We start from the raw sequence: 24994 nt of genomic DNA, 5'->3' as shown, positions 1-24994 counted from the left end.
TTAGTAAATATATTCCTCTTTATTAGCCATCATATCATTGTAATCTTCTTTTGAACCTACAATTGTATGATCGTATTCTCTCATACCCGTTCCGGCAGGGATTCTATGACCTACAATTACATTTTCTTTCAATCCCTCTAAGTAATCGATCTTACCTGCTACAGCAGCTTCGTTCAATACTTTAGTGGTTTCTTGGAAAGAAGCCGCAGAAATGAATGATTTCGTTTGAAGAGATGCCCTTGTGATACCTTGTAATACCGGAGTTGCAGTTGCAGTGATTACATCACGAGCCACAACTAGGTTTTTATCCGTACGTTTCAAAAGAGAATTCTCATCACGTAACTCACGAGGCGAGATAATTTGACCTTCTTTCAAATTCGTAGAATCACCAGCATCTTCAATTACTTTCATTCCGTACAATTTATCGTTTTCTACGATGAAATCTTTAGTATGAATCAATTGATCTTCTAGGAATAATGTATCTCCTGGATCTTGAACTCTCACTTTACGCATCATTTGACGTATTACTACTTCAAAGTGCTTATCATTAATTTTCACCCCTTGTAAACGGTAAACCTCTTGAATTTCATTTACTAAATACTGTTGAACAGCAGCTGGCCCTTTAATTCTTAAGATATCGTCTGGAGTAATCGCTCCGTCAGACAAAGGTACACCAGCTCTTACAAAGTCATTTTCTTGAACAAGAATTTGACTTGAAAGTTTCACTAAGTACTTTCTAACATCACCAAATTTAGATTCGATAACGATCTCACGGTTACCTCTTTTGATTTTTCCAAAAGAAACAACACCATCAATTTCAGAAACTACAGCTGGGTTTGAAGGATTACGAGCTTCTAAAAGTTCAGTAATTCTTGGTAAACCTCCTGTAATATCCCCAGATTTAGAAGAACGACGTGGAATTTTCACCAATACTTTACCAGCTTTAATTTTCTCTCCATCTTCAACCATCAAGTGAGCTCCAACCGGTAAGTTGTAAGAACGGATCAATTCACCGTCTTTACCGTAAACCAATAAAGTTGGAATTAATTTCTTATTTCTAGCCTCAGAGATTACTTTTTCTTGGAAACCAGTTTGCTCATCAATTTCAACCATGAATGATTGACCTTGCTCTAAATCTTCGTAAGCAATTTTACCGGTAAATTCCGAAACAATAACTCCATTATATGGATCCCATTTACAGATTACATCTCCTTTTGCAACAGACTGACCGTCTTTTACAAAAATACTTGATCCATAAGGAATGTTATGTGTATTTAAAACAATACCTGTTTTTTCATCTACTAATTTCAATTCAGTTGAACGAGAAACCACGATATCAACAGCATTTCCTTCGTTATCCTCCCCTTTAACAGTTTTTAGATCTTCGATTTCAAGCTTACCGTTGAATTTAGTAATGATACTAGATTCTTCAGAAATACCACCCGCAACCCCACCAACGTGGAATGTACGCAGTGTTAACTGTGTTCCTGGTTCTCCAATAGACTGAGCAGCAATAACTCCAACTGCCTCACCTCTTTGTGTCATTTTTCCTGTAGCTAAGTTTCTACCATAACATTTGGCACAAATACCTTTTGTAGCTTCACAAACAAGAGGCGAACGTACTTCCACTTTCTCAATAGGAGAAGCGTCAATAGTTTTCATTATAGCCTCAGTAATTTGTTGTCCCGATTGAACTAGCACTTCACTAGTTAAAGGATTAACAACATCTTGCAATGCAACACGTCCTAAAATTCTTTCTCCTAATGATTCAACAATTTCTTCATTCTTTTTCAATGCAGAAACTTCTACACCTCTTAATGTACCACAATCGTCAATGTTAACAATAACATCTTGAGAAACATCATGTAATCTTCTTGTTAAGTATCCAGCATCTGCCGTTTTAAGAGCCGTATCTGCAAGTCCTTTACGCGCACCGTGAGTAGAGATAAAGTACTCAAGGATCGAAAGACCTTCCTTAAAGTTAGAAAGAATCGGGTTTTCAATAATTTCACCACCACCAGCAGTCGATTTTTTAGGCTTAGCCATCAAACCACGCATACCGGTTAACTGACGAATTTGTTCTTTAGATCCCCTTGCTCCAGAGTCAAGCATCATATACACTGAGTTGAAACCTTGTTGGTCTTCTCTAATGTTTTTCATTGCCAATTCTGTCAATTGTGCATTCGCAGAAGTCCATACATCAATAACTTGGTTGTAACGTTCGTTATTAGTAATAAGACCCATGTTATAGTTAGCAGAAATTCCTTCTACTTGCTCACGAGCATCAGCAATCAATTGTGTTTTTTGTTCTGGAATTCTAATATCACCTAAAGAGAATGACAATCCACCTCTAAAGGCAAATTTGTAACCCATATCTTTCATATTATCCAAGAAGGCAGCCGTTTCTGGTACACTTGTTGAATTTAATACGTGACCGATAATATCTCTAAGGTTTTTCTTAGTCAATACATCATTGATATATCCTGCTGCTTCTGGTACTACTTCATTAAATAATACACGTCCGGCAGTTGTTTGGATAATTTTGTATACTAATTCTCCTTCATCATTAAAATCTTTGGCTCTAATTCTCACACGAGCATTCAATTCTAATCTTCCTTCATTCAATGCGATATTCACCTCTTCAGCAGAATAGAAAGTCAAATCTTGACCTAAAATTTTCTTTTCTGGTGTTGATATACGTTCTTTGGTCATATAGTATAGACCCAAAACCATATCCTGAGAAGGTACTGTAATTGGCGCACCATTTGCAGGATTCAGAATGTTATGAGAAGCCAACATTAACAATTGTGCTTCAAGAATAGCTTCTGGTCCTAATGGTAAGTGAACTGCCATTTGATCCCCATCAAAATCCGCATTAAATGCCGTACAAACTAAAGGGTGCAATTGGATTGCTTTTCCTTCAATTAATTTTGGTTGGAAAGCTTGAATACCTAATCTGTGCAAAGTAGGAGCACGATTCAGTAATATTGGGTGACCTTTAATTACATTTTCAAGGATATCCCAAACTACAGGCTCTTTCTTATCTATTATTTTTTTAGCTGATTTTACCGTTTTTACAATACCTCTTTCTATCAATTTACGGATAACAAAAGGTTTGTACAATTCGGCTGCCATATCCTTAGGGATACCACATTCGAACAATTTCAATTCAGGTCCAACGACAATTACCGAACGAGCAGAATAATCCACACGTTTTCCAAGTAAGTTTTGACGGAAACGTCCTTGCTTACCTTTTAGGGAATCAGATAATGATTTTAATGGTCTGTTTGATTCTGTTTTAACAGCAGATGCTTTTCTTGTATTGTCAAATAATGAATCTACCGATTCTTGCAACATACGTTTTTCGTTTCTCAAGATCACCTCAGGAGCTTTAATCTCCATCAATCTTTTCAAACGGTTGTTACGGATAATTACACGACGATATAAGTCATTTAAATCTGAAGTTGCAAAACGACCTCCATCAAGCGGAACAAGCGGACGTAATTCTGGCGGTATAACCGGCACCACTTTCATGATCATCCATTCTGGACGGTTCTCACGGTTCAAGTTAGACTCACGGAAAGATTCAACTACTTGTAATCTTTTTAATGCTTCTGTTTTACGTTGTTTAGACGTTTCATTGTTGGCACTATGTCTCAATTGGTAAGACAATTGATCTAAATCAATTCTTGCCAATAAGTCCATAATACACTCCGCTCCCATTTTGGCAACAAATTTATTTGGATCAAAATCATCCAAATATTGATTATCAGCAGGAAGAGTATCTAAGATATTCAAATATTCTTCTTCAGTTAAGAAGTCAAGTCTTTGAACTGATTCACCATCAGCATTTTTAGCAATACCCGCTTGGATTACTACGTATCTTTCGTAGTAGATAATCATATCTAATTTCTTAGATGGAAGACCAAGGATATAACCAATTTTGTTAGGAAGAGAACGGAAATACCAGATGTGGGCAATTGGCACAACAAGGTTGATGTGACCTACTCTATCTCTACGTACTTTCTTCTCCGTAACTTCTACTCCACAACGGTCGCAGATGATTCCTTTGTAACGAATTCTTTTATACTTACCACAAGCACATTCAAAATCCTTAACTGGTCCAAAAATTCTTTCACAGAAAAGACCGTCACGCTCAGGCTTGTGCGTACGGTAGTTGATGGTTTCCGGCTTTAAAACTTCACCTCTTGATTCTTTCAAAATCGATTCAGGAGAAGCAAGACCTATTGAGATTTTATTAAACCTTTTTACAGGGTTTTTATCTTTATTGTTATTATTTCTATTATTTATCATAGTTTTTACTATTGATTTATTTGCAATTAAAAATTGATTCTCGTTTTAGCCTAAATTCAAATGTCTTACAGTTTTAAAAGTCACGTATAACTTTCGACTTTGGACTTTGACACTTTCGACTATAACACTACCTCGAATTACTTCTCTAAACTTCAAATCTAATTTTGAAGTGCTAATTATAAAACCTTTGGTTTGTATAAAAAATCGGAACGGTTTACGGGTCTAAATCCTAAAAACTCTTATAAACAAGTAATCAGTCCCGATAAAAATCAGGACTGAATACTGCAAACTTTAATTTATTCTTCTAATCTAAGATCTAAACCAAGACCTTTTAATTCATGCATTAATACATTGAACGATTCAGGCAATCCTGGTTCTGGCATAGATTCACCTTTTACGATTGCTTCGTAAGTTTTAGCTCTACCTATAACATCATCCGATTTCACTGTTAAGATTTCTCTCAGTGTACTTGATGCTCCATAAGCTTCAAGTGCCCAAACCTCCATCTCTCCAAAACGTTGACCTCCAAATTGAGCTTTACCTCCAAGTGGCTGTTGTGTAATCAACGAGTATGGTCCGATAGAACGTGCGTGCATCTTATCATCAACCATGTGTCCTAATTTAAGCATGTAAATTACACCCACAGTTGCCGCTTGATGGAAACGTTCTCCAGTACCACCATCATAAAGATGGGTATGTCCAAAACGTGGTACTCCAGCTTCGTCAGTCAATTCATTAATTTGGTCAAGAGAAGCACCGTCAAAAATTGGAGTAGCAAATTTTCTACCCAAGTTCATTCCAGCCCAACCTAATACCGTTTCATAAATTTGACCAATGTTCATACGTGAAGGTACCCCTAGTGGATTCAACACAATATCAACTGGTGTTCCGTCTTCAAGGAAAGGCATATCTTCATGACGAACAATACGAGCAACAATACCTTTGTTACCGTGACGTCCTGCCATCTTATCCCCTACTTTCAACTTACGTTTCTTAGCGATATAAACTTTAGCTAATTTCAAAATTCCTGATGGCAATTCATCTCCAACAGTAATGGTGAATTTCTCTCTTCTTAAAGCTCCTTGTAAGTCGTTCAACTTAATTTTATAGTTATGAATTAAATCATTCACCATTTTATTAGTTGCATCATCAGCTACCCATTGACCTTTGCTTAAGTGAGCAAAATCTTCCACTGCATAAAGCATTTTTTGAGTGTATTTTTTACCTTTTGGTAAAACTTCTTCACCCAAATCATTCATTACACCTTGAGAGGTTTTACCGTTTACGATCAAGAACAGTTTCTCTACTAATCTGTCTTTTAATTCAACAAATTTAACTTCGAATTCCATTTCTAAAGCGCCTAAAGCATCTTTATCTTGAGTACGTTTGCGTTTATCTTTTACCGCTCTTGCAAATAATTTTTTGTCAAGAACTACACCGTGTAAAGATGGAGATGCTTTTAATGAAGCATCTTTTACATCACCTGCTTTATCCCCGAAAATTGCACGAAGCAATTTCTCTTCTGGAGTAGGATCTGATTCTCCTTTTGGTGTAATCTTACCGATAAGAATGTCTCCAGGTTTCACCTCGGCTCCAATTCTAATCATACCATTTTCATCCAAATCTTTAGTAGCTTCTTCAGAAACGTTTGGTATATCATTTGTAAGTTCTTCGTTACCTAATTTAGTATCTCTAACTTCTAATGAATAATCATCAACGTGAATAGAGGTAAAAATATCATCACGAACTACTTTTTCAGAAATTACAATCGCATCCTCAAAGTTGTATCCTTTCCATGGCATAAACGCCACTTTTAGGTTACGACCTAAAGCTAGCTCCCCGTTTTGAGTAGCATAACCTTCAGATAATACTTGACCAGGCACCACTCTATCCCCTTTTCTTACGATAGGTTTTAAGTTGATACTTGTTCCTTGATTGGTTTTTCTAAATTTAATTAAATTGTATGTTTTCTCATCAGATTCAAAACTTACCATTCTTTCTTCTTCAGAACGGTCGTATTTGATAGTGATGATATTTGCATCTACATATTCAATAACTCCATGACCTTCAGCGTTAATTAAAACTCTGGAATCAGAAGCTACTTGACGCTCTAAACCAGTTCCAACAATAGGAGCTTCAGGACGAATCAATGGTACGGCCTGACGCATCATGTTAGATCCCATCAAGGCTCTATTCGCATCATCATGTTCCAAGAAAGGAATCAACGATGCCGAAATAGAAGCAATTTGGTTAGGAGCTACGTCTGTATAATCTACTTTAGCTGGATCAATTACAGGGAAATCACCTTCTTGACGTGCAATTACGTTTTCAGCAATAATTTTACCTGAATTATCCATTTCAATGTTGGCTTGTGCAATCAACATTCCTTCTTCTTCTTCAGCACTTAAGTAAATTGGAGTGGAATCTAAATCTACTACTCCATTAGTTACTTTACGGTAAGGTGTTTCAATGAATCCCATTCCGTTTACTTTAGCATAAACTCCAAGAGATGAAATCAAACCAATGTTTGGTCCCTCTGGCGTTTCAATAGGACATAAACGTCCGTAGTGCGTATAGTGAACGTCACGAACCTCAAATCCGGCTCTTTCTCTCGAAAGTCCACCTGGTCCTAGTGCAGATAATCTTCTTTTGTGTGTAATCTCAGCTAATGGATTCGTTTGATCCATAAATTGAGACAACTGGTTCGTTCCAAAGAAAGAGTTGATAACTGATGATAATGTTTTAGCATTAATCAAATCAATTGGTGTAAACACCTCGTTATCTCTAACGTTCATTCTCTCGCGAATAGTTCTAGCCATACGTGCTAAACCAACACCGAATTGTTGAGACAATTGTTCTCCAACTGTTCTAACACGACGGTTTGATAAGTGGTCAATGTCATCGATATCCGCTTTTGCATTTATCAATTCAATTAAATACTTCACGATAGTTATGATATCTTCTTTGGTAAGCACTTGCTTTTCCATTGGGATATCTAAACCAAGTTTTTTGTTCATTCTATAACGACCTACTTCACCTAAGTTGTAACGTTGGTCAGAGAAGAACAATTTATCAATAATACCACGAGCAGTTTCTTCATCAGGCGGTTCTGCATTACGCAATTGTCTGTAGATATGCTCAACGGCTTCTTTTTCAGAGTTTGTTGGATCTTTTTGTAACGTATTATGAATGATCGCATAATCAGCTTGATTTGCATCTTCTTTATGTAACAAAATAGATTTAACGTTAGAATCGATGATTTCTTCCACATTATCTTTGTCGATAATGGTATCTCTATCAAGGATAATCTCGTTACGTTCGATAGAAACTACTTCACCAGTATCTTCATCTACGAAATCTTCATGCCATGTATTCAATACACGAGCAGCCAATTTTCTACCGATATATTTTTTAAGTCCTGTTTTAGAAACTTTAATTTCCTCAGCAAGGTCGAAAATTTCAAGGATATCCTTATCTCTTTCGAAACCGATAGCACGGAATAAAGTAGTTACAGGTAATTTTTTCTTTCTATCGATATAAGCGTACATAACGCTATTGATGTCAGTAGAGAATTCTATCCAAGATCCTTTAAAAGGAATTACTCTTGCAGAATATAATTTTGTTCCATTAGCATGAAAAGACTGTCCAAAGAAAACCCCTGGAGATCTATGTAACTGAGAAACTACAACACGCTCAGCACCATTGATAACAAAGGTACCACTAGGCGTCATGTAAGGAATTGTTCCAAGATATACATCCTGTACAATTGTTTCAAAATCTTCGTGTTCTGGATCTGTACAATACAGTTTTAATCTTGCTTTTAAAGGTACGCTATGAGTTAAACCTCTTTCTATACATTCTTGAATTGTATAACGTGGTGGATCTACAAAGTAGTCCAGGAATTCCAATACAAAGTTATTTCTTGTATCTGTAATTGGAAAATTTTCCATGAAGGTATTATAAAGTCCTTCATTGCCTCTTTCATCAGATTTAGTTTCTAATTGAAAAAAATCTTGAAAAGATTTTACCTGAACATCTAGAAAATCTGGATAGTTCGGGATATTTTTTGTAGAGGCAAAATTCAATCTTTCAGTCTGATTTGTTATCATCAATGGACAAAATTTTGATTAAAAAAGTAATTTTTTGTGTATAAATAAAACCTATTTATACTTTTCTTCTACGACCATTACATCTTTAAAAACCAATTTAAGATAACTACTTTCTTATTATCTGTTAATTTTTTTTCCTCGTAATGGGCAAAAGGAATTGAATTTCAAAAGCTAATTTTATAGCAAAATAAGATAGACTTTTGTAATACGAAAAATGGTTTAGGTCTTTGGGCGACTAAACCCAAGACCTAAACCTTATTCTTTAAACTGAGTTTAACTATTTAAGCTCAACTACAGCTCCAGCTTCTTCTAAAGATTTTTTAAGACCTTCTGCCTCTTCTTTAGATACACCTTCTTTAACATTAGATGGAGCTCCATCAACTACATCTTTAGCTTCTTTCAAACCTAAACCTGTAAGTTCTTTTACCAATTTCACAACAGCTAATTTAGAAGAACCAGCTTCTTTTAATACTACTGTAAATTCAGTTTGAGCTTCTTCTGCAGCACCATCAGCACCACCAGCAGCAACTACTACAGCTGCAGCAGCTGGTTCGATTCCGTACTCATCTTTTAATATTGTTGCTAATTCGTTAACTTCTTTTACAGTTAAATTAACTAATTGTTCTGCGAATTGTTTCAAATCTGCCATTTTTTCTATCGTTTTAAAATGATTTGTAAAATTATATTTTGTTTATTGTGCGCATTGTAAATAATAAAAGGGAACTAAAAGTTCTTTTTTATTATGCTTCCTCAGCTTGCTCTTCTCCAGCAAATTTGTTTTGAAGTGCAGAAATAATTCTTTGTGCTGGTGATTGAAGTAATCCAATAAGTTCACCAAGAAGTTCTTCTTTAGATTTGATAGTTGCTAACGCATCTAATTGATCATCTCCAATATAAACTTCAGCATTTATATAAGCTCCTTTCAAAATTGGCAAAGCCGATTTTTTACGGAAATCTTTAATTATTTTCCCAGGTGCATTAGCCACATCTGAAATAAATATAGCACTGTTACCTACAAGAACTGAAGGCAATTCACCATAACTATTGTCAGAAGCTTCCATTGCTTTTGCAAGCAAAGTGTTCTTAATAACCTCTAATTTCACACCTGCTTTAAAACAAGCTCTTCTCAAGTTTGAAGTTGTTTCTGCATTTAGTCCAGAAATATCTGCTACATAAACAATATTTGTACCAGCTAACTGTGCAGTTAAATCTTCAATCGCGATTGATTTTTCTTCTCTAGTCATACTAAAAATTTTTAACTACCAATTATACTGCTTTAGGGTCCAATGCAATTGCCGGACTCATAGTGCTTGTAAGGTGAATACCTTTAATATAGGTACCTTTAGCAGCAGTTGGTTTAAGTTTGATTAATGTTTGAATAATTTCGTGTGCATTGTCATAAATTTGCTCAGCTCCAAAAGAAACCTTACCAATTCCTGCATGTACGATACCGGTTTTATCAACTTTAAAGTCAATTTTACCAGCTTTTACCTCTGTTACAGCTTTTGCAACATCCATAGTTACAGTACCTGTTTTAGGGTTAGGCATTAAACCTCTAGGTCCTAAAATACGACCTAATGGACCTAATTTACCCATAACAGCAGGCATAGTGATAATTACATCAACATCTGTCCAACCGTCTTTTATCTTTTGTAAATAGTCATCAAGACCTACATAGTCTGCACCAGCTGCCAAAGCTTCCGCTTCTTTATCTGGAGTAACTAATGCTAATACTTTAACATCTTTACCAGTTCCATGAGGTAATGTTACCACACCTCTAACCATTTGATTCGCTTTTCTTGGATCTACACCCAAACGTACTGCGATATCAACAGACTCATCAAATTTTGCAGAAGCTATCACTTTGATTAATGCAGCTGCATCTTTCAAAGAGTATAGTTTGTTCTTTTCAATTTTTGAAGCAGCCTCTTTTTGCTTTTTTGTCAATTTTGCCATGTCTTTCTCTTAATTAAAAAGGAGCGTCTCCTGATACAGTTATACCCATAGATCTAGCTGTTCCAGCAACCATACTCATAGCTTTCTCAATAGTGAAAGCATTTAAGTCCGGCATTTTGTCTTCAGCAATAGTTCTAATTTGTTCCCAAGTAACACTTGCTACTTTTCTACGATTAGGCTCACCAGAACCAGATTTAAGCTTCGCAGCTTCCATTAACTGAACGGCCGCAGGAGGAGTTTTTACAACAAAATCGAATGATTTGTCTTTATACACAGTAATTTGCACTGGGCATATTTTGCCGGCTTTATCTTGTGTTCTAGCATTAAATTGCTTACAGAACTCCATGATATTAACACCAGCAGCTCCTAAAGCAGGTCCAACCGGTGGCGACGGATTCGCAGCACCTCCCTTAACTTGTAGTTTAACTACTTTACTAATTTCTTTAGCCATTTTTTTAAAAATTTAACACCACAATCATTGGAAGCGACTGCAATGGTTATTATAGGTAATGTAACAAAAATTATACTTTTTCAACTTGCATAAAACTCAACTCTAATGGAGTCTTTCTTCCGAAAATCTTAACCATTACTTCCAGTTTACGCTTTTCTTCATTGATTTTCTCAACAGTTCCATTGAAACCATTAAAAGGACCATCAATAACCTTAACCGTTTCACCAACATTGAAAGGAATTGAACGAGTATCAGTATTCACAGCTAACTCATCTACTTTTCCTAACATTCTATTTACTTCGGAAATCCTTAACGGAACAGGCTCACCACCTTTAGTTTCACCTAAAAAACCAATAACACTTGTTATAGACTTAATAATATGTGGAATTTCTCCAATAAGGTTAGCCTCAATCATAACATAACCCGGAAAATAAACTTTATCCTTAACAATCTTCTTTCCCTCTTTTACAGTAACTACTTTCTCAGTAGGAACCAAAACTTGAGAAACAAAATCTTCCATCCCTAATCTAGAGATTTCTGTTTCAATATAAGCTTTTACCTTATTTTCCTGACCACTTACCGCTCGAACGACATACCACTTTTTTATACTACTATCTGTCATCACAAAAATTAAGCTTTTATCCAGTTAAAAAATCCAGCTAATGCTTTTGTAAAAAACTCATCCACTCCCCATGTTGCCAAAGCGAATAATACCGAAAAAACAGCAACAACAATCGTAAGTTTTTGAACTTCTGCCCAAACAGGCCAAGTCACATTTGATTTCAATTCTTCAAATGCCTCTGATATGTAATTAACAATTTTTGCCATGATATATATTTTTTTGCACGGGCGGAGGGATTCGAACCCCCATCAACGGTTTTGGAGACCGCTATTCTACCCTTGAACTACGCCCGTAGAATTAACCAGCAATACCAATAAAGATATTGCTGGTTATAAATTTATTTTATAATTATGCTACAATCTCAGTTACCTGACCTGCACCTACAGTTCTACCACCTTCACGGATAGCAAAACGTAAACCTACATTCATTGCAATCGGGCTTAACAAAGCTACATTAATAGTTAAGTTATCTCCTGGCATAACCATCTCTACACCTTCTGGCAAAGTAATAACTCCAGTTACGTCAGTTGTACGTACGTAGAACTGTGGACGGTAGTTATTATGGAATGGAGTATGACGTCCACCTTCTTCTTTTTTCAAGATATAAACCTCAGCTTTAAAAGTAGCGTGTGGCTTCACAGATCCTGGCTTAATGATAACCATTCCTCTTTTGATAGATTCTTTATCAATACCTCTCAACAACAAACCTACGTTATCTCCAGCTTCACCTCTATCAAGGATTTTACGGAACATCTCAACTCCAGTAATAGTAGAAGTCAATTTCTCAGCCCCCATACCAATAATTTCAACCGCATCACCTGTATTAGCAACACCAGTTTCGATACGACCTGTAGCAACAGTTCCACGACCTGTAATTGTAAATACATCCTCAACCGGCATCAAGAAAGGTTTCGCAACATCTCTAACAGGCTCTTCAATCCAAGCATCAACAGCATCCATCAATTCAAGAATTTTTGGTACCCAAGCTGGATCATTATTCAATCCTCCTAAAGCAGAACCTTGAATTACAGGACAATTATCCCCATCATATTCATAGAAAGACAATAAGTCTCTGATTTCCATTTCAACAAGCTCTAACAATTCCTCATCATCAACCATATCCACTTTATTCATGAATACAACAATTCTAGGAATACCTACTTGACGACCTAAAAGGATATGCTCACGTGTTTGTGGCATTGGTCCGTCAGTAGCAGCTACAACAAGAATAGCCCCATCCATTTGAGCAGCTCCAGTAACCATGTTCTTTACGTAATCCGCGTGACCAGGACAGTCAACGTGCGCATAGTGACGGTTAGCAGTTTCATACTCAACGTGTGATGTATTAATTGTAATACCTCTTTCTTTTTCTTCAGGAGCATTATCAATTTGATCAAATGATTTTGCTTGACAGTAACCTGCATCAGATAACACTTTAGTTATCGCAGCAGTTAATGTAGTTTTTCCATGATCTACGTGTCCGATCGTACCAATATTTAAGTGTGGTTTCGAACGGTTAAAGGTTTCTTTTGCCATTTTACTTAATTTTTAATCTTAGTTATATATTTATTTCAATTTCCTACTTACTTGAGCCAACTACGGGAATTGAACCCGTGACCTCTTCCTTACCAAGGAAGCACTCTACCTCTGAGCTAAGTCGGCAGAACCCTTGATTTAAAAGCTTTTATTTTCAAAATCCAGACCTTAAATCTATTTTCAAAAATAAGCAACCTAAATTCCATTCTTGTGGGGAGAGCAGGATTCGAACCTGCGAAGTTCTCACAGCAGATTTACAGTCTGCCCTCGTTGGCCGCTTGAGTATCTCCCCTTTTTTTTATCAATAATTGCATGAACTGGTTCCAATCGCATTGGAAAAAAGAGCCGGCGGAGGGACTCGAACCCACGACCTGCTGATTACAAATCAGCTGCTCTAGCCAACTGAGCTACGCTGGCGATTTCAATAAAAAAAGTCCGCTATTTCTAACGGACTGCAAATGTAGAGATTTTATCCATGAATCAAAACATTTTTTTAAAAAAATTTGCATTATATATGTGTTCTTATTTTTTCTTTTCTTTTTACCAGCAATCTCTCCAAGGATTCTGCCGACAATTCGATTGCCTCCTCAAAAGTTTTACATTGTTTTTTTACCAGAAAATCATCCCCCGGAACATTAACCTTTACCTCAACAAGCTTATTCTCTTTATCACTCGTCTTTTCCACCTTCAAATAGACATCTGACGAGACCACCTTATCATAATACTTTTCCAGCTTATCCATTCTCTCTTGAACATAATCCACTAATTTCCCGTCAACAGTAAAGTTAACCGCATGAACATTTACCTTCATAATTACTTTTTTTTAATAGTTAAACTTTTTTACAGAATCATTATCTATTCCTTGGATGCGCCTCTTCATAAATCTTTTTCAACTCAGACAAACTACTGTGCGTATAAATTTGCGTTGAAGCCAAACTAGAATGACCTAATAATTCTTTTACCGAATTCAAATCTGCCCCGTTATTTAATAAATGAGTCGCAAACGTATGTCTTAAAATATGCGGACTTTTTTTTACCTTTTCCGAGACAGTACTAAAGTAAGAATTTATTAACCGATACACAAAAGAATCACTCAATTTTAATCCTTTTTTTGTTGTAAAAAAATAACCACAATCCTCACTAATTCCCAACAGAGCCTTCTCCTTAACATATAACAAAAACTGATCCATCACAACAGACAAAACAGGAAGCAACCTTTCTTTATTTCTCTTACCAAGAACCTTTATTGTGTTATTCGAAAAATCAACTGCATTAACCCCTAAATGAATCAATTCCGTCCTTCGTATACCCGTAGTATAAAACAAGTCAATTATCAACTTATTCCTCACCTCTTCAAAACCAACTAAAACCGAAGCTCCAGCCAAGACCGCATCCACTTCTTTCTCTGAAAAAGGTATCTGCAGTTTTTTTGCCGTTTTTAATGCTTTGTGCTTAAGTAGCGGACTAACCTCTATCCGCTTGATTTTTAATAGAAACTTATAAAAAGCTTTTAAAGATGCTATTTTTCTATTAATAGAGGCATTCGACATTCCATTATCAACCAATGAAACTATCCAACTCCTAATTTGAGAATACACCACTTTTTCTAAATCATCCTGACCAAAACAAATCTCATTAAAAGACTGAAAACTTGCCAAATCATTCAAATACGCATTCACAGTGTGCTGAGAATATTTCTTCTCCTTCTCTAAATAATCCCTGAATGCAATTAAAATGGAACTCATATAAAATAAAAAAACCGTTAGTATCAAAGTTATAAAACTTTAATGACTAACGGCATTTAATTTAAAAAGATATTAACTAGTTCTCTAAGTTATCTTTCATGTTTTGAATATAAGCTGCTTTCTGGATCTTAATTCTATTTTTCACAGAAGGCTTAATAAAAGCAGTACGTGCTCTTAACTGACGAACAGTTCCTGTTTTATCAAATTTTCTTTTATAGCGCTTTAATGCTCTATCGATATTTTCTCCGTCTTTAATTGGTATAATTAACATAATATTGACACCCCCTTTCGTTAAGTGTGCAAAAGTATATATTATTTATGAGTTATGAGTTATAAATTTCGGATTATTTTAAAAGAAATAAATCTCAACAAACAAAATTCATTTTTCCTCATTTTCTAATTAACAAAACAGAAATAAACAAAAAAACCTTTTTTAATCAATTAGAATTCGCCATTATTTCACGGCTGGCTTATAATTTTGTTTATCAATAATCATTTTCGAAAGAATCTCTTTAAGAATTTCCGAAGTTCCTCCGCCAATTGGCCCCAAACGACTATCTCTAAACAAACGTGCTAAAGGATATTCTTCCATATAACCATAACCACCCAACATTTGCAGACAACTATAAATGGTTTCATCGGCCACTTTTGTAGACTTCAATTTAGCCATGGTAGCCTCCTTAACCACATACTCCCCTTTATCCAATCGCGCTACAGCGGCATAATTAAACACCTTGCAATGCTCAACATCCGTTGCGTGCTCTACTAATGTATGCCTTAATGCCTGAAACTTATCTATTGTTTTACCAAATGCTTCGCGTTGCGACATATATCCTATTGTATAATCAATAGCATACTCCGCTCTTGCATGGGCATTTATAGCCATAATCAAGCGCTCTAAAGCAAAATGCTGCATAATATAAGGAAAACCCTTTCCTTCTTCTCCCATTAAATTCTCTAGAGGTATTTCTACATTATCAAATGCGATTTCGGCTGTATCCGAAGCTCTCCAACCTAATTTATCTAATTTGGTAGCTGAAATCCCTTTGAGATTACTATCCATCAAAAACATACTTATCCCTTTATTTCCCAGCTCTGGACTTGTTTTTGCAGCAACTACATAATAATCTCCATAAACACCATTTGTAATAAAAGTTTTAGAGCCGTTAATAACATATTTATCTCCTTTTTTAACAGCCGTTGTTCTCATCCCTGCAACATCACTACCACCAAAAGGCTCTGTAATACACAAAGCTCCTATTTTATCACCAGCTATACTTGGCGCTAAATAGTCTTGCTTAATTCGCTCGTCACCTTCAGCATTTAAATGCGTCATCGCTAAATAAGAATGCGCCCACATAGCAGCAGCAAAACCAGCAGATTTTATTTTTTGAAGCTCTTCTAGAAAAATAACCGTATAGAATAAATCCAAATTCAACCCACCATAAACCTCAGGATAGCGTATTCCTAAAAAACCCATTTCACCAAACTTTTTCCATATAAAACGCTCTATTGTACCTGTTTTTTCCCATTTTTCAATATGAGGTACAACTTCTTTATGCAAAAAATCTTTTAAACTCTCTCTAAATAATTGATGTTCTTCCGTGAAATAAACTGAATCCATATAATTAATAATTTTATTGTTTTGACAAATTGATGTGGCAGAAACTTTTTTAACAAAAACAAAAAGCAAGGACTTTATACCTCAGATTTAAGCTAATGTTAAGCTAGATAACAGAGTTACAACTTCCCGAAATCAAAACAAGTAACAAAAGAATATTTTGTATCCAATTAAGAAAAGCTCAAACCCTTTAATACACACATCTAATTAAATGCCAAATATAAACCAATTATATTCGCTTTTTCTATTGGGAAACCTTTAATTTTTGTTAAATCCTCAACACCTTTAAGATCCCCATTCATACTTCTATACATTACAATTTCCTTTGCTAACGCATATTTAAAATATGGAAACTGAGCAATTTCCTTTAACGAAGCATTATTTATATCTATTTTTTTGATATCCGGCAAAGCCGAAATCTTGAAACGAGCATTAAGCTTTTCAATTACTTCAGGGGACAAACCCCAAACATCCTCCATCTGATTCATTGAAACAAATCCACCAAGACTTTCCTTCAACTTTAAGATACGAACAGAAATCACCTCGCCTATCCCATAAACTTTCATCAAATCTTCCTTAGTAGCTGTATTGATGTCTATCAAAACAAGCTTTTCCTTTTTTGAAAAAGTCTTATCCTTATAATCTATGTACTTTTTAGATTCTTTTTGCTTATTCACCCAATCCGGGAATTTAAAATAAGGCGACATTACATTCAAAAGAGAATCAGAAACTTTAGTGACATTTTGAAATTCTTTTGCTGAATTAACAAACTTCCCCATTTTTCTATACAAAAGAAGCCTATCGATTTCTTCAATTGACATTCCAAGTTTATACCCTTTGTAATCTGTAATAAAATTGGGATTGAAAAGATAAATTTTAAAATCACGTTTCGAATTCGCTTCTTTCATCGAATCAATTTCGGACTGAACAGAAAGCCACTTTTGTTTTTCGGGAGCGCTTTGCACAGCTGGATCAAAACCAATAAAAAAATAAATTGACTGCAAGATTATAATAATTATAAATAATGAGAAAATCCCTGCACTTTGTGATTTCGAAAATTTAAAATAAGTATTCGCTTTTTTTAAATCCATTTATGATAAAATTATGATTACTTAACTTATATTATAACCTGCCTAACGACAGTAATTAACAAATATTAAATTTATTAAAAATAACACAAAATCAACAACTTAAAGACAATTGTTCAATAACCAATGAGATAACGTTGAGTTTTTCACAAGATTAACAGAAGAAATATACTTATTTCAGAATAAAGCAGCAAATTGCAAATCAAAAACAACAATATTTACCTATAAAACTAGATAATTGTTTTAATATTTTACAAAAAAGAATACATTTGAAAACTTAAAACAATAAAACCCATAAATATATGTCAATTTGGAAAACAAAACCTCTATCGGTTTTACTAAACGAAGCGTCAGAAGATGAGAAAGGATTAAAAAGAACTTTATCTTCTCGATCACTTGTAGCCCTGGGAGTTGGTGCAATAATTGGTGCCGGATTATTTTCATTAACAGGAATTGCGGCAGCCGAACATGCGGGACCTGCTGTAACCCTCTCTTTTGTTTTAGCAGCTATAGGATGTGCCTTTGCAGGTCTTTGTTATGCTGAATTTGCATCTATGATACCTGTTGCTGGTAGCGCTTACACCTACTCTTATGCTACAATGGGAGAATTTATGGCTTGGATTATTGGTTGGGATTTGGTTTTAGAATATGCTTTAGGGGCCGCAACCGTTGGAGTAAGCTGGTCACGGTACTTACTCGAACTGCTAAACAAATATGGCGTACATCTCAATCCAAAATTTATCTGTTCGCCCTGGGAAACTCTAACCTTGGGAGATGGAACCGTAGTCGAGGGTGGCTACATCAACCTTCCTGCTATTTTAATCGTTTCTTTATTGTCTTTATTATTAATTAGAGGAACCAAAGAATCAGCAAACATCAATAACTTTTTAGTAGTATTAAAAGTTATCGTAGTAATATTGTTTATCGTTTTAGGATGGCACTATATAGACCCAGCTAACTATTCTCCATATATTCCTGAAAACACAGGTGTAAAAGGTCAATTTGGATGGACCGGAATTGCAGCCGGAGCTGGAACAGTTTTCTTCGCTTTCATTGGCTTTGATGCTGTTTCAACTGCAGCTCAAGAAGCAAAGAACCCTCAAAAAGGAATGCCAATCGGTATTTTAGGTTCTCTAATTATTTGTACTATTCTATATGTACTGTTTGCTCATGTGATGACTGGTCTTATACCTTATTATCAATTTGCTGGTGATGCAAAACCTGCTGCAACTGCATTTGCTGTAACCGGATACAACTTCCTTCAAACAGGACTAATTGTAGCTATTTTGGCAGGATACACCTCAGTAATGCTAGTGATGTTAATGGGACAAAGTCGTGTCTTTTACACCATGAGTAAAGACGGTCTATTACCTCCATTTTTTGGAGAAATTCATAAAAAATTCCGCACTCCTTGGAAAACAAATTTATTCTTTATGTTTTTTGTTAGTTTGTTTGCCGGTTTCGTACCTGTAAGTGATTTAGGTCATATGGTGAGTATTGGAACCTTATTGGCTTTTACTTTAGTTTGTTTTGGTGTTTTGGTAATGCGTAAAAAAATGCCAGATGCACCAAGATCTTTCAGAACTCCTTTCGTTCCTTTTGTTCCTATTGCAGGGATTTTAGTTTGTGTATATTTAATGTACTCTCTACCTTATGAAAGCTGGATTCGATTAGTTTTATGGATGGCTTTAGGGGTTCTTTTCTATTTTGTATACGGAAAGAAAAACAGTAAATTAAACAATCCTGACAAATAATTTATTACTGAAATAAAAAAGGCTATAAAGTATCTGATACTTTATAGCCCTTTTTTTATGCTAACTATTTTCTATAAATCAAAAACTGATGTTCTTTTGGCACGAATCAGATCTTTTAAACGAATCCAAAAAGCCAAAGTCAAATACACACCAAATCCCAATCCTGCAGTAACAAAAGAAATGTAAATAAAAAAAAGCCTCACACTAGTCACCCGCATTCCTAATTTATCGGCCAACCTAGAAGATACATGAAAACCATATTTTTCAAAAAAGAACTTTAGTTTAATTACTAGTGACATTTTAAATTATTTAAATTTAAAGGCAAAATTACAAAAATAAAGCAATTTTACCCTTTTAATTACTTCTTAATAAATCGATCCCAACGGCGCATTCTAGACATTTATTCTTAGTGCAATACTCATTTTTAAGTTGTAAAAGAGATTGAGTTTCAAAAGCATTTTTGGGTTTTATTCCAAAAAAAATAAATTTATCCATCACCGCATTCTTCTCCGGAACAACTCCGTTTAATAATTTTATTAAGTCTTCCGAAATTTCCGAACCTTGACTTTTAGCATAAGCAAACTGAATTGGGACTATTGTATTTATGATGATTAAATCAACAAAAGCCTTAGAAAGCTTTTTCTTCTTCTTTGGACTTACTTTATCAAACTGATAATGATTTTCCCAATATGTCGAGCTAGCGATTTGAAAAAGTTGATAAATATCCGTGACCGTACCTGGATTTTGTACTTTCGAAAAAAGATTGTGATGACTATGATACAAATTAGCCAATTGAGAAAGTCGGATTGTGGGGAAATTATCAGGTCGGTGTTTAAAAAACTGAACATACACCCGGCTGTTTTTATCTAATTGATATTTATGCGACAAATACGCGAACCTGCTTTTTAAATCTGTAAAATAATTATCTTCCTTTTCTGAGTCTAATAAACCTGCATAACCCAAAAAAAGTGCTTCCAGATTTTCGACTTCGATACTTTCTTTTCTGACAATCGAAAAAGGAATCGATTGGGCTATTCTCAAAAAAGATTCTCCATTGGTATTCAATCCAAAATTTTTTGCCAACAGACAAAACAAAACTGTTTCCCAATCATTATTAGTGGTTTCCAACAACTCAAACACCGGTTTTGATTTTCTTTCTAAACGTTCAAAAAACAAGCGCTCTTGCCAATTTTTAAAAGTAAATCCCTCAATTTCTTTTATTTGTTTTTCGCAAAAAATCCAGGATTTAGGCGACACAAGCGACTCGTAATTTGACAAAACTCTTGAATCAACATAATTCTTAAGCTCCAAAACAGGAATCTCTGAATTATTTTTCCTAAAAACAGCAGTGTCATGTTCCCAAACTACATGTAGAATTACATTTTCATAAGCCCGATCATTCTCGTGATGATGCACATACCAATCTGAAGATTTAAGATGAATTTCAACATTCCCGGCCCATTTTTGATTACCAATGATTATTTGGGCATTAAAAAAATCAGGCCCTGCTAATTCGAGATATTGCCCCGCATTAACAATAGAAATCTCCTCACCAGCTGATGTTTTTAAATTTAAAGTGTCAAATTTCTTAAATTTCCACAGGTAATGGAGAAAATCTTCTTTCATCGTATCATTTTTAAATAAACACCTCAAAATGAATTACCTAAAGTATAAAATAATAATGAATTTTCATTACAATTATTTATTTCGATTCAAGTTTTAGAAACATACAAAAATTTCATCACACTTTATTTATATTTGTATTTCAACAACTATTTCAATGAAAAACTATTACATCCTACTCCTTGCGCTTTGTGTAATCTTACCAACTCAGGCACAAAAAAAACCAAAATCAATAAAAGTAAGTTATCTAAAAAGTTCTAACGGAAAAGTTTTGGGAAACCAAGATCCAATACTACTCTTTACTTCTGAAAAAACCAGCCTAGTTAGTACCGAAAAAATCAGGCTTCAAAAAGCCGATTTTCCAATTGAACAAGTTTTTGTTGACTTTCAATTGAAAACCATTTCGCAATTAGCTCAATTCAAAAATCAAAGCACAATTTTAAGCATTGATAGTTTGGCTTTGGGCAAACAAAATTTCACATTTAGTACCGAAACCAGAAAAATATTAGGCTACAATTGCAAGAAAGCCACAACCTCAATCAATTCCAATACGATAGAATTATGGTACACGGATGAGTTGAATCTAAAAGGAGCACCTACAGTTTTAGGACAAGATCTGGGCTTGGTCCTAGAAATGGTTCGCAATGGAAACAGCAAAGTGACCGCCAACAAAATAGAAATATTAAAGAATGTTCCTGCATTTCTAAAACTTCCCATTCCCCAACCCAAAATAGTAGATCAGCTGACGTATAAAGACCTGCTTTGGAAAAGCCGTTTCACTTCTATTCCAATTTTCGAAAAAGAAATCATCAACTTTTCGGATGCAGCCCAATCTAATGACAGTATTTTACGATTTGCCAATGGTACTATCATTGTCAAGAAAGTACGTTTTCCTAAAATCAAAAAAGGAAGTTCTGTTTTTGTAGATGTTACAGAACAATCTAACGGTGATGCCTACGACAGAACCGGATCTGTATTTGTAATTCCTACTGACAAAAGCATTTCGTTCTTAGATGGTTTAAAAAACGGAGCCAAAACACTTCCTATTTATGAAAATGGAAATGGAGAAAAATACCAAGGAGTTGTTCGTACAGAAAATTATGCTCCTCTGCTGGAACTGATGCGTTTCTTTACTCCTTTTGGCGTAAAGCAATTCAATAACCTTCAATTAAAAAATAAAGTTTGGCAAGATAGCGTGTATTATCGCCAAGAAATTTCAGAACTGCTTCCTGCCTTAGATGATCAAGAAGTGTGGGTAGGGATGAATATTGGAAATTATGACAAAGGCGGTCATAAAGTGAGCCTGAATGTTTCTATTCATCAAGGAGATGACAGTCAAACGCAAAACAGTTGGTTGCTGCCTCTTTTCAACACCAATAATGTCATGGAAATGGCCGGACAACAATATGCTACCATGTTCAATAGCGAGAAAGGTCTCGAACTAACATTTGAAGTGCCGGAAGGCAACAAAAATTACAAACTTCGCTACATCACCACCGGTCACGGCGGATGGGGAAATGGCGATGAATTTATACCAAAGAAGAATACGATATTAGTCGATTCTAAAGAGATTTTTGCTTTCACTCCCTGGCGTACTGATTGCGGTTCGTATCGCTTGAGTAACCCCGCTTCAGGGAATTTTAGCAATGGATTGTCATCGTCTGATTTAAGCCGTTCAAACTGGTGTCCCGGTACTGTTACTCCTCCTGTCTATATTGATCTAGGAAAACTATCCGCCGGAAAACACAGCATCCAAGTTACAATTCCTCAAGGAGCACCCGAAGGCTCTAGTTTTAGTTCATGGAATGTATCGGGAATAATAATCATGGAATAAATGATTATTGCTAATTTACCTTTATTCCTCCAAACTGACTACAGCTTAAAATAGATCAAGATCATGGTATTATTCTATGCAAAAGCCAATACTTATTTTTCAATTTACACACAACTTTTGGGATTGATCTAACTGTAGTATACTGTTTTGTTTTCATGCACTATCCATGCTTTATCCATACACTATCCATGCTTTATCTATACACTGTAAAAATAAATAAATCCGTTTAATCTTTGTTCTATTTTTATTTTGGAACCGCAAACAGATAATCTTATTATAATTAACTATCGCAATAAATATAATTTGGCACAAGCCCGAGCATCTGACAAAGCTTCATGGTGATTGAGTTGAATTTTCATTGCTCGGCAGCAGTCGCTAAGCTTAGTTGGTCTCAATCCTTTGGCCTTATAAATTTTCACCGTGCATTCCCAGCGAGAAGCAATATTCAAATCGGCATAATCTAAGCCATAAAGCGCCATTGATTTAGCCAGAACGTTGCGGTCAAAACTTTCGTTGTGAGCCACGACAAGCCTATTTTTTAACCGTTTTTGAATTTCGGGAAAAACCTGAAGAAATGATTTTGCATTGACTGTGTCTCTAGGATAAATCCCATGCACTTGAATGGTAAACGGAGAATAGAGATTATTGGGCGGTTTGATTAGGCTGACAAACTCATCTACAATAACTCCGTTTTCTACGGTTACAATACCCACCGAACAAGGATGGAAGGCTGTCGCGGTTTCAAAATCTATCGCAGTGAAGGTCATATTGGAGGTTAGTAGTTAGAGGTCGAAACTTTAAATTAGAATTCATTTAATAAATTAAAAAAAGCCACAAATTACAATAATTGACACAAAATAAATTTGCGTTTCTTAGTCTAATTTGTGGCAAAAAAAAAATGTTTTATTTGATAGAACCGATAATATCATATTTTGTAATAATATGATATCTACCATTTCCTAAATCCAACAATACAGCTTGATTTTCTTTGGTAAACAGTTTAGAAACTTCTTCAATTGCAGTTCCTAATTTCACTATTGGATAGGGTTTTCCCATCACTTCACGAATAGGTCTTTCGGCAGTATTTTTATCATTGACATAACTTTGAAACAAATCTGATTCATCAAGCGAACCCACAAAACCGTTAATATCAATCACTGGAATTTGCGAAATTTTGTATTTACGCATTCTTTCTATCGCATGCGAAACCAATTCTTCGGTGCGCGCTACAATCAAAGGTTTTTCGATGTGATCTTGAATTACGTCCTCTGCTTTGGTAATATTCTCATCAAGAAAACCACGCTCTCTCATCCAATCATCATTGAACATTTTACCCACATAACGGCTTCCCGAATCATGGAATAAAACCACAACTACATCTTCTGGTTTGAAATGTTCTTTTAGCTGTAACAATCCTTTTACCGCTGCTCCTGCTGAATTCCCAACAAAAATTCCTTCCTCAAGAGCAATCTTACGGGTATATACTGCAGCATCTTTATCAGTGACTTTTGTAAAACCATCAATCAGCGAAAAATCAACATTCTTAGGTAAAATATCTTCTCCGATTCCTTCGGTGATGTAGGAGTAAATTTCGTTTTCATCAAAAATCCCGGTTTCATGGTACTTTTTAAACACCGATCCATAGGTATCAATTCCCCAAATTTTGATATTTGGATTTTTCTCTTTCAAGTATTTTCCAATTCCCGAAATGGTTCCACCGGTTCCCACACCAGAAACAAAATGGGTGATTTTGCCTTCGGTTTGTTTCCAAATTTCAGGACCTGTTTGTTCATAATGCGCTAATGCATTAGATGGATTATCGTATTGGTTTACATACCAGGAATTTGGTGTTTCCTCGGCCAGTCTTTTCGAAACCGAATAATACGATCTAGGATCAGTAGGTTCAACATCAGTAGGACAAACCACTACTTTAGCGCCAACAGCACGAAGGATGTCCATTTTTTCTTTAGACTGTTTATCTGATATCACACAGATTAATTTGTATCCTTTTATGATTGCCACTAAGGCCAATCCCATTCCAGTATTTCCAGAAGTTCCTTCGATGATGGTTCCGCCTGGTTTTAATCTTCCATCAGCCTCAGCGTCTTCAATCATTTTTACCGCCATTCTGTCTTTGACTGAATTCCCAGGGTTAAAAGTTTCCACTTTGGCCAGTACCAAAGCGTCTATTCCTTTGATCACTTTATTGAGTTTCACCAATGGTGTATTGCCAATTGTACCTAATATATTTTCTTCGTATTGCATTGAATGATACGTTTAAGATTCTAAATTGTTATAAATAATTATGCAAAGATAGTATTTTGTTATAAAATATTAGCTG

The 24994-nt window shown here is 35.2% G+C and carries 20 protein-coding genes and 4 tRNA genes; 2 read left to right on the top strand and 22 right to left on the bottom strand.

What is annotated here, in order from left to right:
- From rpoC to LNP19_RS07395, 18 genes are all read right to left on the bottom strand, one after another.
- The gene (gene rpoC, locus LNP19_RS07480; protein WP_230064141.1) at nt 1-4314 is read right to left on the bottom strand and encodes a DNA-directed RNA polymerase subunit beta'; all 4314 of its coding nucleotides are present in this window, start codon (nt 4312-4314) and stop codon (nt 1-3) included.
- A 296-nt stretch (nt 4315-4610) separates the two neighbouring features.
- Nucleotides 4611-8423 carry a DNA-directed RNA polymerase subunit beta gene (rpoB, locus tag LNP19_RS07475; RefSeq protein WP_230064140.1) on the bottom strand — a complete coding sequence of 1271 codons (3813 nt, stop codon included), beginning with the start codon at nt 8421-8423 and terminating at the stop codon, nt 4611-4613.
- Between the two features lie 277 nt (nt 8424-8700).
- Nucleotides 8701-9072, bottom strand: a complete 372-nt coding sequence (rplL, locus tag LNP19_RS07470) for a 50S ribosomal protein L7/L12 (RefSeq protein WP_072944430.1) — start codon at nt 9070-9072, stop codon at nt 8701-8703.
- Between the two features lie 91 nt (nt 9073-9163).
- A complete protein-coding gene (gene rplJ / locus LNP19_RS07465) occupies nt 9164-9667 on the bottom strand; it encodes a 50S ribosomal protein L10 (RefSeq protein WP_230064139.1) in 504 nt (167 codons plus the stop codon).
- Nucleotides 9668-9689: 22 nt separating this feature from the next.
- Nucleotides 9690-10379, bottom strand: a complete 690-nt coding sequence (gene rplA, locus LNP19_RS07460; protein ID WP_230064138.1) for a 50S ribosomal protein L1 — start codon at nt 10377-10379, stop codon at nt 9690-9692.
- Between the two features lie 13 nt (nt 10380-10392).
- On the bottom strand, nt 10393-10830 hold the full coding sequence (gene rplK, locus LNP19_RS07455) for a 50S ribosomal protein L11 (protein WP_072944424.1): 438 nt from the start codon (nt 10828-10830) through the stop codon (nt 10393-10395).
- 70 nt (nt 10831-10900) lie between these two features.
- Entirely contained in the window at nt 10901-11452 is a 552-nt protein-coding gene (gene nusG / locus LNP19_RS07450; protein ID WP_230064137.1) for a transcription termination/antitermination protein NusG, read from the bottom strand.
- Nucleotides 11453-11460: 8 nt separating this feature from the next.
- Nucleotides 11461-11658, bottom strand: a complete 198-nt coding sequence (secE, locus tag LNP19_RS07445) for a preprotein translocase subunit SecE (protein ID WP_072944420.1) — start codon at nt 11656-11658, stop codon at nt 11461-11463.
- Between the two features lie 16 nt (nt 11659-11674).
- Nucleotides 11675-11745 (bottom strand) — tRNA-Trp (locus tag LNP19_RS07440).
- 55 nt (nt 11746-11800) lie between these two features.
- Nucleotides 11801-12988: an elongation factor Tu gene (tuf, locus tag LNP19_RS07435; RefSeq protein ID WP_230064136.1), complete on the bottom strand. Its 1188-nt coding sequence runs from the start codon at nt 12986-12988 to the stop codon at nt 11801-11803.
- A 54-nt stretch (nt 12989-13042) separates the two neighbouring features.
- A tRNA-Thr gene (locus tag LNP19_RS07430) sits at nt 13043-13114 on the bottom strand.
- An 85-nt stretch (nt 13115-13199) separates the two neighbouring features.
- Nucleotides 13200-13280: transfer RNA gene (locus tag LNP19_RS07425), tRNA-Tyr, on the bottom strand.
- Nucleotides 13281-13331: 51 nt separating this feature from the next.
- Nucleotides 13332-13405 (bottom strand) — tRNA-Thr (locus tag LNP19_RS07420).
- 91 nt (nt 13406-13496) lie between these two features.
- Nucleotides 13497-13799, bottom strand: coding sequence for a ribosome hibernation-promoting factor, HPF/YfiA family (gene hpf / locus LNP19_RS07415; RefSeq protein WP_072944528.1), 303 nt, complete (start codon nt 13797-13799; stop codon nt 13497-13499).
- 40 nt (nt 13800-13839) lie between these two features.
- Nucleotides 13840-14733, bottom strand: coding sequence for a tyrosine-type recombinase/integrase (locus LNP19_RS07410; protein ID WP_230064135.1), 894 nt, complete (start codon nt 14731-14733; stop codon nt 13840-13842).
- Between the two features lie 76 nt (nt 14734-14809).
- Entirely contained in the window at nt 14810-15004 is a 195-nt protein-coding gene (gene rpsU / locus LNP19_RS07405; RefSeq protein ID WP_072944412.1) for a 30S ribosomal protein S21, read from the bottom strand.
- A gap of 183 nt (nt 15005-15187) precedes the next feature.
- Nucleotides 15188-16357: an acyl-CoA dehydrogenase family protein gene (locus tag LNP19_RS07400; RefSeq protein WP_230064134.1), complete on the bottom strand. Its 1170-nt coding sequence runs from the start codon at nt 16355-16357 to the stop codon at nt 15188-15190.
- Between the two features lie 200 nt (nt 16358-16557).
- Entirely contained in the window at nt 16558-17445 is an 888-nt protein-coding gene (locus LNP19_RS07395) for a ComEA family DNA-binding protein (protein ID WP_230064133.1), read from the bottom strand.
- Nucleotides 17446-17744: 299 nt separating this feature from the next.
- Here LNP19_RS07395 and LNP19_RS07390 point away from each other — a divergent pair, with 299 nt between their 5' ends.
- On the top strand, nt 17745-19196 hold the full coding sequence (locus LNP19_RS07390; protein WP_230064132.1) for an amino acid permease: 1452 nt from the start codon (nt 17745-17747) through the stop codon (nt 19194-19196).
- Nucleotides 19197-19267: 71 nt separating this feature from the next.
- Here the strand turns inward: LNP19_RS07390 and LNP19_RS07385 are convergent, their stop codons facing one another.
- Nucleotides 19268-19495 carry a PspC domain-containing protein gene (locus LNP19_RS07385; RefSeq protein WP_230064131.1) on the bottom strand — a complete coding sequence of 76 codons (228 nt, stop codon included), beginning with the start codon at nt 19493-19495 and terminating at the stop codon, nt 19268-19270.
- 55 nt (nt 19496-19550) lie between these two features.
- The gene (locus LNP19_RS07380) at nt 19551-20822 is read right to left on the bottom strand and encodes a DUF2851 family protein (RefSeq protein WP_230064130.1); all 1272 of its coding nucleotides are present in this window, start codon (nt 20820-20822) and stop codon (nt 19551-19553) included.
- A 154-nt stretch (nt 20823-20976) separates the two neighbouring features.
- Between LNP19_RS07380 and LNP19_RS07375 the strand changes: the two genes are divergently transcribed.
- Nucleotides 20977-22653: a GLPGLI family protein gene (locus LNP19_RS07375; protein WP_230064129.1), complete on the top strand. Its 1677-nt coding sequence runs from the start codon at nt 20977-20979 to the stop codon at nt 22651-22653.
- 284 nt (nt 22654-22937) lie between these two features.
- On the opposite strand, the gene LNP19_RS07370 is transcribed toward LNP19_RS07375, so the two are convergent.
- Both LNP19_RS07370 and LNP19_RS07365 read right to left on the bottom strand, forming a co-directional pair.
- Entirely contained in the window at nt 22938-23420 is a 483-nt protein-coding gene (locus LNP19_RS07370; protein WP_230064128.1) for a 3'-5' exonuclease, read from the bottom strand.
- Between the two features lie 136 nt (nt 23421-23556).
- Nucleotides 23557-24918, bottom strand: coding sequence for a pyridoxal-phosphate dependent enzyme (locus LNP19_RS07365; protein ID WP_230064127.1), 1362 nt, complete (start codon nt 24916-24918; stop codon nt 23557-23559).
- Nucleotides 24919-24994 lie beyond the last annotated feature (76 nt).

The sequence above is a fragment of the Flavobacterium acetivorans genome (assembly GCF_020911885.1).
Taxonomy (GTDB): Bacteria; Bacteroidota; Bacteroidia; order Flavobacteriales; family Flavobacteriaceae; genus Flavobacterium; species Flavobacterium acetivorans.
Note: the sequence above shows the minus strand (reverse complement) of the source record. Positions and strands in the feature narration are given on the sequence as shown.

What these genes read in the sequence shown, in the direction of transcription:
- rpoC (WP_230064141.1), bottom strand. Translation starts at nt 4,314, where the DNA reads ATGATAAATAATAGAAATAATAACAATAAAGATAAAAACCCTGTAAAA.
- rpoB (WP_230064140.1), bottom strand. Translation starts at nt 8,423, where the DNA reads ATGATAACAAATCAGACTGAAAGATTGAATTTTGCCTCTACAAAAAAT.
- rplL (WP_072944430.1), bottom strand. Translation starts at nt 9,072, where the DNA reads ATGGCAGATTTGAAACAATTCGCAGAACAATTAGTTAATTTAACTGTA.
- rplJ (WP_230064139.1), bottom strand. Translation starts at nt 9,667, where the DNA reads ATGACTAGAGAAGAAAAATCAATCGCGATTGAAGATTTAACTGCACAG.
- rplA (WP_230064138.1), bottom strand. Translation starts at nt 10,379, where the DNA reads ATGGCAAAATTGACAAAAAAGCAAAAAGAGGCTGCTTCAAAAATTGAA.
- rplK (WP_072944424.1), bottom strand. Translation starts at nt 10,830, where the DNA reads ATGGCTAAAGAAATTAGTAAAGTAGTTAAACTACAAGTTAAGGGAGGT.
- nusG (WP_230064137.1), bottom strand. Translation starts at nt 11,452, where the DNA reads ATGACAGATAGTAGTATAAAAAAGTGGTATGTCGTTCGAGCGGTAAGT.
- secE (WP_072944420.1), bottom strand. Translation starts at nt 11,658, where the DNA reads ATGGCAAAAATTGTTAATTACATATCAGAGGCATTTGAAGAATTGAAA.
- tuf (WP_230064136.1), bottom strand. Translation starts at nt 12,988, where the DNA reads ATGGCAAAAGAAACCTTTAACCGTTCGAAACCACACTTAAATATTGGT.
- hpf (WP_072944528.1), bottom strand. Translation starts at nt 13,799, where the DNA reads ATGAAGGTAAATGTTCATGCGGTTAACTTTACTGTTGACGGGAAATTA.
- LNP19_RS07410 (WP_230064135.1), bottom strand. Translation starts at nt 14,733, where the DNA reads ATGAGTTCCATTTTAATTGCATTCAGGGATTATTTAGAGAAGGAGAAG.
- rpsU (WP_072944412.1), bottom strand. Translation starts at nt 15,004, where the DNA reads ATGTTAATTATACCAATTAAAGACGGAGAAAATATCGATAGAGCATTA.
- LNP19_RS07400 (WP_230064134.1), bottom strand. Translation starts at nt 16,357, where the DNA reads ATGGATTCAGTTTATTTCACGGAAGAACATCAATTATTTAGAGAGAGT.
- LNP19_RS07395 (WP_230064133.1), bottom strand. Translation starts at nt 17,445, where the DNA reads ATGGATTTAAAAAAAGCGAATACTTATTTTAAATTTTCGAAATCACAA.
- LNP19_RS07390 (WP_230064132.1), top strand. Translation starts at nt 17,745, where the DNA reads ATGTCAATTTGGAAAACAAAACCTCTATCGGTTTTACTAAACGAAGCG.
- LNP19_RS07385 (WP_230064131.1), bottom strand. Translation starts at nt 19,495, where the DNA reads ATGTCACTAGTAATTAAACTAAAGTTCTTTTTTGAAAAATATGGTTTT.
- LNP19_RS07380 (WP_230064130.1), bottom strand. Translation starts at nt 20,822, where the DNA reads ATGAAAGAAGATTTTCTCCATTACCTGTGGAAATTTAAGAAATTTGAC.
- LNP19_RS07375 (WP_230064129.1), top strand. Translation starts at nt 20,977, where the DNA reads ATGAAAAACTATTACATCCTACTCCTTGCGCTTTGTGTAATCTTACCA.
- LNP19_RS07370 (WP_230064128.1), bottom strand. Translation starts at nt 23,420, where the DNA reads ATGACCTTCACTGCGATAGATTTTGAAACCGCGACAGCCTTCCATCCT.
- LNP19_RS07365 (WP_230064127.1), bottom strand. Translation starts at nt 24,918, where the DNA reads ATGCAATACGAAGAAAATATATTAGGTACAATTGGCAATACACCATTG.